This window comes from Rhizobacter sp., assembly GCF_032229685.1.
Lineage (GTDB): Bacteria > Pseudomonadota > Gammaproteobacteria > Burkholderiales > Burkholderiaceae_C > LMDS01.
The window spans coordinates 122,634-134,763 of sequence record NZ_JAVTWP010000038.1 but is presented as its reverse complement, the minus strand read 5'-3'; the positions used below and the strand labels follow the sequence as shown (position 1 = coordinate 134,763).

10 protein-coding genes are annotated in these 12,130 nt (G+C 67.3%); 7 read left to right on the top strand and 3 right to left on the bottom strand.

From position 1 onward, the window contains the following. The first annotated feature begins 7 nt into the window (after window positions 1-7). The 5 genes from AC30PD_RS16760 to acnB all read left to right on the top strand — a co-directional run bounded on the left by AC30PD_RS16760 (window position 8) and on the right by acnB (window position 5,228). A complete protein-coding gene (locus tag AC30PD_RS16760; protein WP_489536806.1) occupies window positions 8-1,027 on the top strand; it encodes an HpcH/HpaI aldolase/citrate lyase family protein in 1,020 nt (339 codons plus the stop codon). A gap of 279 nt (window positions 1,028-1,306) precedes the next feature. Continuing rightward, the gene (locus AC30PD_RS16755; protein ID WP_489536805.1) at window positions 1,307-1,780 is read left to right on the top strand and encodes a hypothetical protein; all 474 of its coding nucleotides are present in this window, start codon (window positions 1,307-1,309) and stop codon (window positions 1,778-1,780) included. Between the two features lie 136 nt (window positions 1,781-1,916). Beyond that, window positions 1,917-2,162 carry an AbrB/MazE/SpoVT family DNA-binding domain-containing protein gene (locus tag AC30PD_RS16750; protein ID WP_489536804.1) on the top strand — a complete coding sequence of 82 codons (246 nt, stop codon included), beginning with the start codon at window positions 1,917-1,919 and terminating at the stop codon, window positions 2,160-2,162. Continuing rightward, window positions 2,162-2,587: a type II toxin-antitoxin system VapC family toxin gene (locus tag AC30PD_RS16745; RefSeq protein WP_489536803.1), complete on the top strand. Its 426-nt coding sequence runs from the start codon at window positions 2,162-2,164 to the stop codon at window positions 2,585-2,587. The genes AC30PD_RS16750 and AC30PD_RS16745 overlap by 1 nt, the downstream gene beginning before the upstream one ends. Window positions 2,588-2,630: 43 nt before the next feature. After that, window positions 2,631-5,228, top strand: a complete 2,598-nt coding sequence (gene acnB / locus AC30PD_RS16740; RefSeq protein ID WP_489536802.1) for a bifunctional aconitate hydratase 2/2-methylisocitrate dehydratase — start codon at window positions 2,631-2,633, stop codon at window positions 5,226-5,228. Between the two features lie 54 nt (window positions 5,229-5,282). Here the strand turns inward: acnB and AC30PD_RS16735 are convergent, their stop codons facing one another. From AC30PD_RS16735 to sbcB, 3 genes are all read right to left on the bottom strand, one after another. Continuing rightward, a complete protein-coding gene (locus AC30PD_RS16735) occupies window positions 5,283-7,556 on the bottom strand; it encodes a PQQ-dependent sugar dehydrogenase (protein WP_489536801.1) in 2,274 nt (757 codons plus the stop codon). A gap of 97 nt (window positions 7,557-7,653) precedes the next feature. Next, a complete protein-coding gene (locus AC30PD_RS16730) occupies window positions 7,654-8,229 on the bottom strand; it encodes a cytochrome P460 family protein (RefSeq protein ID WP_489536800.1) in 576 nt (191 codons plus the stop codon). Between the two features lie 66 nt (window positions 8,230-8,295). Then, complete coding sequence (gene sbcB, locus AC30PD_RS16725) at window positions 8,296-9,729, bottom strand: exodeoxyribonuclease I (protein ID WP_489536799.1); 1,434 nt, start codon at window positions 9,727-9,729, stop codon at window positions 8,296-8,298. An 86-nt stretch (window positions 9,730-9,815) separates the two neighbouring features. Here sbcB and serC point away from each other — a divergent pair, with 86 nt between their 5' ends. Together serC and AC30PD_RS16715 are read left to right on the top strand one after the other, a co-directional pair. Next, a complete protein-coding gene (gene serC / locus AC30PD_RS16720; protein WP_489536798.1) occupies window positions 9,816-10,898 on the top strand; it encodes a 3-phosphoserine/phosphohydroxythreonine transaminase in 1,083 nt (360 codons plus the stop codon). Beyond that, complete coding sequence (locus tag AC30PD_RS16715) at window positions 10,891-12,102, top strand: phosphoglycerate dehydrogenase (protein ID WP_489536797.1); 1,212 nt, start codon at window positions 10,891-10,893, stop codon at window positions 12,100-12,102. The genes serC and AC30PD_RS16715 overlap by 8 nt, the downstream gene beginning before the upstream one ends. Window positions 12,103-12,130: the final 28 nt, after the last annotated feature.

Sequence of the window (12,130 nt, the reverse complement as noted above, 5' to 3'; positions counted from 1 at the left end):
TGCGGCCATGAGCGACACGTTCGTTCACCCGCGCCAGGCCCTGTTCGACACCGATGAGGGCGCCACGCCCTTGCCGGTGTGCGACCACTACGCCGGCGTCGAAGTGCGCATGCGCAAGAGCCTGGAGCTGCAGGCAGAGCTCGGGCCGGTGTTCGACGTGACGCTCGACTGCGAAGACGGTGCCGCGGTCGGCGGCGAGGCCGAACACGCGCACCTGGTCGCCGAGATGCTCATGTCGGCGGCCAATGTTCACGGCCGCGTCGGCGCGCGCGTGCATCCGGTCGATCACCCGGCGTTCGCTCAGGAGACCGGCACACTCGTCAAGCGCGCCGGCAGCCGGCTCGCCTACCTGATGGTGCCCAAGCCACGCCACTTCGCCGATGTGGAACGTGCCTGCGCCGAGATCGACCACCAGATCCGTGTGCACGGCGTCGGCCGGCAAATCCCCGTGCATGTGCTCGTCGAAACCCATGGCGCGCTGCGTGATGTCGAGCGCATCGCCGCGCACCCGCGCGTCGAGTCGGTCTCGTTCGGGCTGATGGACTTCGTCTCCGCCCACCGCGGTGCAATCCCGGCCAGCGGCATGAGTGTCGAAGGCCAGTTCACACACCCGCTGGTGCTGCGCGCCAAGCTCGCCATCGCCGCCGCGTGCCACGGCTTTGCCAAGACGCCTTCACACTGCGTCGTGACCGAGTTCAACGACCTGCAAGCCGTGTCCGCAGCCGCCACGAAAGCCGCGCGCGAGCTCGGCTACACGCGGATGTGGAGCATTCACCCGAACCAGATCCGGCCGATCGTCGCCGCGTTCGCGCCGGGTGCGGCCGAGATCGAACAGGCGACCGAGATCATCAGCGCTGCGCAGGCGGCGCACTGGGCGCCGATCCGCCACCGGTCCGGCGGCCGCGACTCGCTGCACGACCGCGCCAGCTACCGCTACTTCTGGCAGGTGCTCGAGCGGGCCGCGCGCACCGGGCAGGCCTTGCCCGCCGAAGCCGGGCGCGCCTGGTTCGGCACGGGCAGCGCCTGAAGCACCGCGGCGCAAAACGTCGCTCCTGTATCCGAAACGAAACGGCGGCAGCAGCGCGCCGCGACGCTGTGGGACCGTGCGGCACGGCAAGACGTGATGCGGCTCACGCCGGGCGCTGTCGGCACAGCGGCGTGTGCGCAATAGTGCGCAGACATCTCGCGCGGCCGGGCCTCGCCGCTCTCTGCACTTTGTTTCAATCGGAATCGTGACGGCGTGGCGGACCGGCTGCCGTGTGCAGACAATGCGCTCGCACCACCATCGCGTTGAGGAGATTCCCGAATGAACCGTCTGTCCACCATCGGCTTGGCCGTCGCCCTGTGCGCCGCCAGCGTCGCTTCCCAAGCTCAAACCGCCGCGCCGGCCGCCAAACCGGCTGCCAAGGCGCCTGTCGCCGCCAAGAAGGCTGCACCGGCTGCCGCCTCTGCCGACCCGGTCGCCGCCACCCCGGCGCAACTGGCCGCTGCCGAGCGCGTGTTCTACGGCACCTACCTGTGCGAGTTCGACAAGAGCGTGCAGGTCTCGTCGATTCCCAAGTTCCCCGGCTACGCCGAACTGCGCTTCGGCAAGTCGGTGTACGTGATGAAGCCCGTGGCCTCCGAAACCGGCGCAATCCGTCTCGAAGACGTGAAGGGCGAGACCCTGGTGATCCAGATCGCCAACAAGTCGATGCTGCTCAACGTCAAGTCGGGCCAGCGCCTGCTCGACGGCTGCGTCAACGAAAAGCACGCCAAGGTCGCGTCGGCCGCGAGCTGATCCGCCGCCCTCCCCCGGAACGGGCTCCGTCGCCTTGCGCGACGGAGCCCGCTTCTTTTGCGGCGCCCCGGAAGTTCACTCCAGTACGCAACTGAAAGTATGTACAATTCATGCATACTGTTTCGGAGGGCGATGCATGGAAGCCACCGTGGCCGAACGCGGCCAGATCACCCTGCCCAAGGCCGTGCGTGACGCCCTGGGCCTGACCAAGGGCACCCAGCTCAAGGTCGAGCTCGACGGCGGCAGGATCATCCTGCGCAAAAACGTCGACGACGCCATTTCGCGCGCCCGCGGCCGCTTCAAGCTGCCGGCCGGCGTGACCACCGACGACGTGATGCGCGAACTGCGCGGCCGCGCGCCCGGCGACCCGACCGACGCCTGATGATCGCCATCGACACCTCGGTGCTGATCGACCTGCTGGGCGAAGACGCCCGCGCCGGCGCCGCCGAGCTGAGCCTGCGCGACGCGCTCGCGCACGGCCCGGTGGTGTTGTGCGACGTGGTCGTCAGCGAGATCACGGCCGGCCTCGGCCACGGCGCCGAGATCATGGACGTGGTCGAAGAGATGGGCATGAGCTACCTGCCCGTCGAGCGCAAGGCGGCGATCCGCGCAGGCGAGATGCAGCGCCGCTACAAGCAGCGCCTGCGCACGCTCGGCAAGACCGGCCCGACGGCTCAGCGCACCGTGCCCGACTTCATCGTCGGGGCACATGCCTTGCTTCAATGCAGCGCACTCATCACACGCGACGCGGGCTTCTTCCGCGACTATTTCAAGGGTCTGAAAGTCATCGTGCCCAAGGCACCCTGACGTTCCGGCCCGATTTCACCCGACCTTCCCAGGAGCCACGACCATGCTTCAAGCCTACCGCCAACATGTCGCCGAACGCGCTGCGCTCGGCATCCCGCCGCTGCCGCTGTCGGCCCAGCAGACCGCTGAAGTGATCGAGTTGCTGAAGGCCCCGCCGGCTGGCGAAGCAACAACGCTGGTCGATCTGATCACGCACCGCGTGCCCGCCGGCGTGGACGACGCCGCCAAGGTCAAGGCCTCGTACCTCGCCGCCGTGGCGCACGGCACCGAGAAGTGCCCGCTGATCGATCGCCAGCGTGCCACCGAACTGCTGGGCACCATGCTCGGCGGCTACAACATCCACCCGCTGACCGACCTGCTCGATGACCCGACCGTCGGTGCCACCGCGGCCGACGCGTTGAAGAAAACGCTGCTGATGTTCGACCAGTTCCACGACGTGCAGGACAAGGCCGCCAAGGGCAACGCCAACGCCAAGGCGGTGCTGCAGAGTTGGGCCGACGCCGAGTGGTTCACTTCGCGCCCCGAAGTGCCGAAGAGCATCACCGTCAGCATCTTCAAGGTGACGGGCGAGATCAACACCGACGATCTGTCGCCGGCACCCGACGCCTGGAGCCGCCCCGACATCCCGCTGCACGCACTGGCCATGCACAAGAACCCGCGCGCCGGTGTGGTGCCCGAAGAAGAAGGCAAGCGGGGCCCTGTTCGGTTCATCGAAGACCTGCGCGCCAAGGGCCACCTCGTGGCCTACGTGGGCGACGTGGTCGGCACCGGCTCGTCGCGCAAGTCGGCGACCAACTCGGTACTGTGGTTCACCGGCGAAGACATTCCCTTCGTGCCGAACAAACGTTTCGGCGGCGTGTGCCTGGGCGGCAAGATCGCGCCGATCTTCTACAACACGATGGAAGACTCGGGCGCCCTGCCGATCGAGCTCGACGTGAGCCAGATGAACATGGGCGACGTGGTCGAGCTGCGCCCCTATGACGGCAAGGCGCTGAAAGACGGCAAGGTCATCGCCGAGTTCACGGTCAAGAGCGACGTGCTGTTCGACGAAGTGCGCGCCGGCGGCCGCATTCCGCTGATCATCGGCCGCGGCCTGACCGCCAAGGCGCGCGAAGCGCTGGGCCTGGCACCGAGCACCTTGTTCCGCCTGCCGCAGAACCCGGCCGACACGAAGAAGGGTTTCAGCCTGGGCCAGAAGATGGTCGGCAAGGCCTGCGGCCTGCCGGTCGTGAACGGCGTGCAGCAAGGCGTGCGCCCTGGAACCTACTGCGAGCCGCGCATGACCTCGGTCGGCTCGCAAGACACCACCGGCCCGATGACGCGCGACGAACTGAAAGACCTGGCCTGCCTGGGCTTCAGCGCCGACCTGGTGATGCAGAGCTTCTGCCACACCGCCGCGTACCCGAAGCCGGTCGACGTGAAAACGCACCACGAGCTGCCGGCCTTCATCAGCACGCGTGGCGGCATCTCGCTGCGCCCGGGTGACGGCGTGATCCACAGCTGGCTTAACCGCTTCTTGTTGCCCGACACCGTGGGCACCGGCGGCGACAGCCACACGCGTTTCCCGATCGGCATCAGCTTCCCGGCCGGCTCGGGCCTGGTGGCCTTCGCCGCCGCCACCGGCGTGATGCCGCTCGACATGCCCGAAAGCGTGCTGGTGCGATTCAAAGGCAAGCTGCAACCCGGCGTGACGCTGCGCGACCTGGTCAACGCGATCCCGCTCTACGCCATCAAGGCGGGGCTGCTGACGGTCGAGAAAAAGGGCAAGAAGAACATCTTCAGCGGCCGCATCCTCGAGATCGAAGGCCTGCCCGACCTGAAGGTGGAACAGGCCTTCGAGCTGAGCGACGCTTCGGCCGAACGCAGCGCCGCCGGCTGCACCGTGCACCTGAACCCCGAGCCGATCAAGGAATACATCAACAGCAACATCACGCTGATGAAGTGGATGATCGCCGAGGGCTATGCCGACGCGCGCACGCTGCAGCGCCGCATTGCAGCCCAAGAGGCCTGGCTCGCGAACCCGCAGTTGCTCAAGGGCGACGCCGATGCCGAATACGCCGCCGTGATCGAGATCGACCTGGCCGACGTGCACGAGCCCATCGTCGCCTGCCCCAACGACCCCGACGACGTGAAGACGCTCAGCGAAGTGTCGGGTGCCGTGATCGACGAAGTGTTCATCGGCTCGTGCATGACCAACATCGGCCATTTCCGCGCCGCGAGCAAGTTGCTCGAAGGCAAGCGCGACATCCCCGTCAAGCTGTGGGTCGCACCGCCCACCAAGATGGACGCGAAGAAGCTCAGCGACGAAGGCCACTACGGCGTGCTCGGCAACGCCGGCGCGCGCATGGAAATGCCTGGCTGCAGCCTGTGCATGGGCAACCAGGCCCAGGTGAAAGAAGGCGCCACGGTGTTCAGCACCAGCACGCGCAACTTCCCGAACCGGCTCGGCAAGAACAGCAACGTCTACCTCGGCTCGGCCGAACTGGCAGCGATCTGCTCGAAGCTCGGCCGCATTCCCACACGGGCCGAATACATGGCCGACATGGGCGTGCTCGACGCCGCCAGCAGCAAGGTCTACCAGTACCTGAACTTCGACAAGATCGAAGAATTCAACGACGCGGCAGAAAAGGTCGGCGCCTGATCTCACGGCTCCGAAGATCGGGCCGGCAGCGCGTCACTGCGCGGCCGGCCTTTTTCATGGTGCGCTGAAGCGTGTGATGCCACCGCGTGTCAGCAGGTAGAGCGCGCCATCGGTACCGGTGAGCAAGTCCACCGGCGAACCGCTGACCGTGGCGAAGGCGTAGCTTGCGTTGTTCACCCAGTCGTAGCGCCCGACGAACTTGCTCACGTAGTCGGCAAAGTAGTAGCTGTTGCGGTAACCCGCCGGGAACGGGGCAGCATCGGGGTAGAACGCGCCGCCGGCGATCGCGAAGCCGGTGAAGAAACCACCCGGCCCGGCACCGGCCACCGGCGTTGCGGCACTGTGCTTGTAGGTGAAGAGCGGCCCGGTGACGCCGGCGCTCACGTTGTCGGGCCCTTCCGAGCCCGGCCACCCGTAGCTCGCGCCTGGCACGCCGAGGTTGATCTCTTCCCAGGTGCCCTCGCCCACATCGTTGATGTGAATCCGGCCGGTGCCGGGCTGCACGGCGAACGTGAATGGGTTGCGCAAGCCGCGCGCCCAGATGGCCTGGGCTTGGCCGGTGGTGGTGGCGACGAACGGGTTGTCGGCCGGGACCGTGCCGTCGTCGTTGAGGCGCAGCATCTTGCCAAAGACGCTGGTAAGCAAGGGCGCGTTCGAACTGTTGGCGTTGTCGCCCACGGCCACGTAAAGCTTGCCGTCAATGCCGAAGTGCATCGCACCACCGTTGTGGTTGGTGGCCGACAACGCCGGCAGTTCGAAAATGATCTGTTCGCTGCCAGCGGTGTCGCCGGTGGCGGTGAAACGACTCACGCGGTTGTGAGTTCCGCCCTCGGCCGTCGTGTAGTACACGTAGACATAGCCGTTGCTCGCGAAGTTCGGGTGGACCGTCACACCGATCAGGCCTCGTTCGCCATTCGAATCGACCGTGACCGTGAGCATCGGTGGAGCCAGCAGGGCACCGGCCTTCACCACCCGGAGCGCGCCACCTTGTTGCGCGATGAGGATTCGGCCATCGGGCGCCTGCGCAAACGCGGTCGCGCTGCTCAGGCCCGTGATCCACGACTGGTTCATCGTGAAGCCGGCCGGCAACACGCGGTTGCCGCCGAAGTGCACGGTGCGGCTGACCCAGGCCGACACATTGCCCGCGGCGTCACGCGCTCGCGAGCGCACCACATGCTGGCCAGAGGTGTAGGCGTTGGTGTCGACGCTCACGCTGTGCGGGCTGCCGGTGCTGGTGCTGCCGATCTGGCTGCCGTCGAGCTGGATCTCGACGCCGGTCACGCCGACGTTGTCGGTTGCGGTGGCCGAGAGTGTCAGCGTGCCGCTCAGGCCGGCGGCGAAGGCGGCCGGCGCGGTGAGCGCAGCCACCGGCGCCTGGGTGTCGACACCGCCCGGTGCGCTCACGTTCACGACCTCGGCAGCGCTGGTGGCGGCCAGGCCGAAGTTGTCGGTCGCGCGTGCGGTGATGCTGTGCGCGCCGGTGGTGACCGGCGTCCAGGCCAGCGTGTAGGGGCTGCTCGTGTCTTCGCCGAGCTTGGTGGCGCCGTCGAAGAACTCGACCTTCGCCACGCTGTCGTCGCTGTCGGTCGCCGTGGCCGCGAGCGTGATCTGCACGCCGGTGGTGCCGTTCGCCGGAGTGCCGGTGAGTGCCACCACCGGCGCGTTGTTGGCGACCGGGCCGGTGTCGGTGAAGGTCGCGGTGTAGGTGGTGTTCGCCGAAGGTGTGGCCACCGTGTGCGTGGCGGCGCCGCCGTCGCTCCAGGTGGCGAACACGTAGCGGCGGCCGTTGAAGTTCTGCGCCGCGGCACCGAGGTCACGCTCGATGCCGACCACCCCGGTCACCACCCGCGGCGCCGTGACCGGCTGGCCGTCGAGCGTAAGCGCCAGGCCCGCGGGAGCGGTCGCCAGCGTGATTTGCGCCTTCTGCGGCAGCACGTCGCGCGTGACCTCGTGGGTTTGGCCGGCGCTGTCGGTCGCACGCAGGTGAAAGCGGTAGAAGATGTTGTCGGAAGTTTCGCCGCGCACCGGTATGGTCACGCTTCCGTTCGCGCCCGTGGTGTCGAGCAACAGCGGGTGGTTGTGGGTGTCGTGGTGCAGGTTGACCCACCAGGTGAGCTGCGTGCCGGCGAGCACACCGTCTTCGGGGTCGGTGCCGGTGCCAGCAAACGCGATCGTGTCGCCGGCCTTGAAGGTGGCGTCAGCCGCCGGCGCCGTGATGCTGGCGGTGGGCGCCTGGCCCGCGGCCGGGCTGTCGGTGCCGCCACCGCAGGCGGCCAGGAACAGCGGCAGGCAGATGCCGGCCGCCGCAGACTTCCAGTCGAACTTCATCGCAATCCCTCCACACACCGCTGGCCACCCGGCCGAAGCGGATTCTGTCTGCTGGCCCTTTGCAGCGCTGTGAGGAGTTGTAGTGGCGCGCGCAGCGTCAACGCGGTGCGGCTGCCCTGGCGAAGTACTCGTCGTAGCGGTGCACGAAGTCCTTGCTCGCCGTCAACGGCAGGTGGCAGGCACGGCACGTGAGCGTCGACTCGGGCGCCTTTTCACCGCCGGCCAGATAGGCCGCGTAGACCCAGTCGCCGTTCTTCAGGCCGTCAGGGGCCGACGCGCCCCAGCCTTCGTTCTTGCCCATCACGAACACGCGCAGCAGGCTGCCCTTCACGAGCTTGCCGTCCGGGCCTTGCTGGAGCGTGCCGTCGGGCTTCTCGGCCGCCGCGTAGTTCTCCATCACGAAGACCGTGCCGTTCGGGAAGCCGAAGGCCGCCGTGGCGCCGGTGGCGACCGGGTTCATGTAGATCTCGCGCACCTGCTTGGCGTCGGGGCGCTGCACGCCCGACAGGAACTTGGGCCAGCTGCGGTAGTTGGCCGGCACGGCGAGCTCACCGTCCTTGACCGCCGCCACCGGAGCCCCCGGAGTCACCGGGGGTTGCGCCGGCATCGGCGAGCACGAGGCCAGCACGAGGCTCGCCGCGGCGAGTGCAAGAACGCGTTGATTCATCGGCATGGAAGGCTCCGTCGTTGATGACGCGAGAGCCTACTCCAAAGGCGGTGAGAGGGGCCACCCCCAAAGTCAGTCGAGTTCGGGCGCGATGCCGGTCGCGTAGTCGACCAGGGCGCCAAGAATGTCCTGCCCGCGCTCGTCGGCTTGTTCTTCGAGCTGGTCGATTCGTTCGAAGAATGCCGCGAGCGTGAGCGCACCGCCCGCGCCTTCGTGCAGCCGGTGCGCGCAATGCTGCTGCCACTGCAACTGTTCCGGCTCGCTCAGCGTCTCGGGGAAGTTGCGGGCACGAAACCTGAACAACAACTCGTCGAGGCGGGCGTCGGCGAATGCCGGGCGCTTGGCGGCCAGCTCTTCGCCACCCAGCGCGCGCAGCCGCTCCAGCGCACGCCGGTCTTCATTGCCGACGAAGCCGCCGTACAGGTCTTCGTCGACATCGGTTGTGGCCTCGCGCGCCGGCCGCTCGAACACCGCGGGCCAGATGCCGGCGAGCAGGTTGGCTTTCTCCTTCAGCACGTCTGCGTGGCGATGCGCCTGCGCCACGTCGAGTCCCCACTTCGACGCCGTCGCGTCGCTCAGCGTCTTCAGGTTGCCGATCACGATCGGCGACTTGTTGATGTGCACGGTCTTGAGCGGCAGCCGCGCCACGCCTTCGGGCAGGTCTTCGGACTTGCTGAACATGCGCAGGCGGATCGCCTCGGCGTTCAGCGTCAGCAGTTCCGCCGGGTCGGCGCTCAGATCCCAGACGATCACTTCGTTCTTGTTGGCCGGGTGCGGTGCCATCGGCCACACCAGGGCCAGGCCGCCACGCTCCACGCCGTACATGCCCGAGATGTGCAGGAAGGGCTGGCCCACGCCCATCTCGGCGACGACCGCGTCTTTCTTGCGCAGCTTCAGGCAGAAGTCCCACAGCCGGGGCTGCTTCGTCTTGATGAGCCGCGCCAGCGCGATGGTGGCGCGCACGTCCGACAAGGCGTCGTGCGCCGCGTCGTGCGCCAGGCCGTTGGCCTGCGTCAGGTGTTCGAGCTTGAACGAGGGCCGTCCGTCGTCGTGTTTCGGCCACTCGATGCCTTCGGGGCGCAGCGCCCAGGCGGCGCGCACGACGTCGAGAATGTCCCAACGGCCGCACTGGTTCTGCCACTCGCGCGCATAGGGGTCGATCAGGCAGCGCCAGAAAAGATGGCGCGTCACTTCGTCGTCGAAGCGGATCGAGTTGTAGCCCACGCCCACCGTGCCGGGCCGGGCCAATTGCTCTTCGATCGCGTCGGCGAAGGCGTGCTCGGGCACGCCACGCGCCAGGCAGGTCTGCGGCAGGATGCCCGTGAGCAGGCATGACTCCGGGTCGGGCAGGTAGTCGGGCGCGGGCTGGCAGTACAGCATCACCGGCGCCTCGATCTCGTTCAGATCGGCATCGGTGCGGATGCCGGCGAACTGTGCCGGCCGGTCGCGGCGCGGCACGCGACCGAAGGTTTCGTAGTCGTGCCAGAAGAAGGTCAGGTCGCTCATGCGGCAATCTAACAGGAGCGGCTTCGGCTAAGCTCACGAGCCGACTTCTTTGCGCCCGGTGCGCACTTGCGAAAGAGAACCAGCCCATGACCCGTGTTTTCAACTTCAGCGCCGGCCCGGCCGCGCTGCCCGAATCGGTGCTGCGCCAGGCAGCCGAAGAAATGCTCGACTGGCACGGCTCGGGCATGTCGGTGATGGAAATGAGCCACCGCGGCAAGGAATTCATCTCGATCCACGCCGAGGCCGAAAGCCTGCTGCGCGAACTGATGGCCGTGCCCAAGAACTACAAGGTGCTCTTCATGCAGGGCGGCGCGATGGCCGAGAACGCCATCGTGCCGATGAACATGCTGCGCGGCAAGTCGAGCGCCGACTACATCAACACCGGCGAGTGGTCGAAGAAGTCGATCAAGGAAACGAAGAAGTACGCCAAGGTCAACGTGGCCGCCAGCTCCGAGGCCACGAACTTCGACCGCATCCCGCCGCGCGACACCTGGCAGCTCGACAAGGACGCGGCCTACGTGCACATCTGCTCGAACGAGACCATCGGCGGCGTCGAGTACCACTTCACGCCCGATGTGGGCGACGTGCCGCTGGTGGCCGACATGTCCTCGAGCATCCTGTCGCGCCCGGTCGACGTGTCGAAGTACGGCCTGATCTACGGCGGCGCGCAGAAGAACATCGGCCCGGCCGGCCTCACGATCGTGATCGTGCGCGACGATTTGATCGGCCAGGCATTGCCGGTCTGCCCTTCGGCCTTCGACTACAAGCAGCAGGCCGACAACGATTCCATGCTCAACACCCCGCCCACCTACGCGATCTACATCGCCGGGCTGGTGTTCAAGTGGATCAAGGCGCAGGGCGGCCTGGCCGGCATCGAGCAGCACAACCGCACCAAGGCGGCGCTGCTCTACGACCTGCTCGACACGAGCAAGTTCTACACGAGCCCGGTGGCCCGCGAAGACCGATCGCTGATGAACGTGCCCTTCAAGCTGAAAGACGAAGCGCTCGACGAAGCCTTCCTGAAGGGCGCGCAGGCGCGTTCGATGCTGCAGCTCAAGGGCCACCGCTCGGTCGGTGGCATGCGCGCCTCGATCTACAACGCCATGCCGATGGAAGGCGTGAAAGCGCTCGTGGCCTACATGAAAGAGTTCGAGGCCAGCCATGGCTGATGCCCGCGCTGAGCCGTTCAAGGTGATGGTGCTCAACGCCATCTCACCGAACGGCCTGAAGCGCCTGCCGGGCGACCGCTACACCGTGGGCAAGGACCTGCCCTCGCCCGACGCCGTGCTGGTGCGCTCGGCCGACATGCACGCACTCGACATCCCGCCCAGCGTGCGCGCGATCGCCCGCGCCGGTGCCGGCACCAACAACATCCCCGTCAAGACGATGAGCGAACGCGGCGTGCCGGTGTTCAACGCCCCCGGCGCCAACGCCAACGCGGTGAAGGAGCTGGTGCTCGCCGGCATGCTGCTCTCGGCGCGCAACCTCGCGCCGGCGCTGCGTTTCGTGGCGGGGCTCGACCCGGCCGCCGAAGGCATGGACAAGACCGTCGAAGAAGGCAAGAAACACTTCGCCGGCCGCGAGCTCGCCGGCCACACGCTCGGCATCGTCGGCCTGGGCAAGGTCGGTTGTCTGGTCGCCGATGCCGCCATCAAGCTCGGCATGGACGTGTTCGGCCACGACCCGCACATCACCGTCGACGCCGCCTGGAGCCTGCCGGCGCAGGTGAAAAAAGCCGCCGGCGTCAACGAGGTGCTGAAGAACTCCGACTTCGTCACGCTGCATGTTCCGCTGATCGACGCCACGCGCGACCTGGTCAACGCCGACAACCTGACGCTGATGCGCCCGGGTGCGGTGCTGCTCAATTTTTCTCGCGAAGGCGTGGTCAACGAAAACGCGGTGCTGAACGCGCTGAACGCCGGCAAGCTCGGTTGGTACGTGTGCGACTTTCCCAGTGCCGCGATCAACGGCCACGCCCGCGTGGTCGCGTTGCCGCACCTGGGTGCTTCCACGGCCGAAGCCGAAGAGAACTGCGCCATCATGGTGGCCGAGCAGCTGCGCGACTACCTGGAACACGGCAACATCGTCAACGCGGTGAACTTCCCGCCGGTTTCGATGGAGCGCGAATCGGCGCACCGCATCGCCATCGCCAATGCCAACGTGCCCAACATGCTGGGGCAAATCTCCACCGCGATGGCCCACGCCGGCCTGAACATCCACAACATGGTGAACAAGTCGCGCGGCGACATGGCCTACACGCTGGTCGACGTCGACAGCCCCGTGCCGGCCACGCTGCTGCAAGACCTGGCCGGCATCGCCGGTGTGCTGTCGGTCCGGTATCTCCAGGAAACGGGGCCGAACGCGGCCTCATGATCGCTGGCGAGCGGCCGATATCGACGTT

What these genes read in the sequence shown, in the direction of transcription:
- serC (WP_489536798.1), top strand. Translation starts at nt 9,816, where the DNA reads ATGACCCGTGTTTTCAACTTCAGCGCCGGCCCGGCCGCGCTGCCCGAA.
- AC30PD_RS16745 (WP_489536803.1), top strand. Translation starts at nt 2,162, where the DNA reads ATGATCGCCATCGACACCTCGGTGCTGATCGACCTGCTGGGCGAAGAC.
- AC30PD_RS16730 (WP_489536800.1), bottom strand. Translation starts at nt 8,229, where the DNA reads ATGCCGATGAATCAACGCGTTCTTGCACTCGCCGCGGCGAGCCTCGTG.
- AC30PD_RS16715 (WP_489536797.1), top strand. Translation starts at nt 10,891, where the DNA reads ATGGCTGATGCCCGCGCTGAGCCGTTCAAGGTGATGGTGCTCAACGCC.
- sbcB (WP_489536799.1), bottom strand. Translation starts at nt 9,729, where the DNA reads ATGAGCGACCTGACCTTCTTCTGGCACGACTACGAAACCTTCGGTCGC.
- AC30PD_RS16750 (WP_489536804.1), top strand. Translation starts at nt 1,917, where the DNA reads ATGGAAGCCACCGTGGCCGAACGCGGCCAGATCACCCTGCCCAAGGCC.
- acnB (WP_489536802.1), top strand. Translation starts at nt 2,631, where the DNA reads ATGCTTCAAGCCTACCGCCAACATGTCGCCGAACGCGCTGCGCTCGGC.
- AC30PD_RS16760 (WP_489536806.1), top strand. Translation starts at nt 8, where the DNA reads ATGAGCGACACGTTCGTTCACCCGCGCCAGGCCCTGTTCGACACCGAT.
- AC30PD_RS16735 (WP_489536801.1), bottom strand. Translation starts at nt 7,556, where the DNA reads ATGAAGTTCGACTGGAAGTCTGCGGCGGCCGGCATCTGCCTGCCGCTG.
- AC30PD_RS16755 (WP_489536805.1), top strand. Translation starts at nt 1,307, where the DNA reads ATGAACCGTCTGTCCACCATCGGCTTGGCCGTCGCCCTGTGCGCCGCC.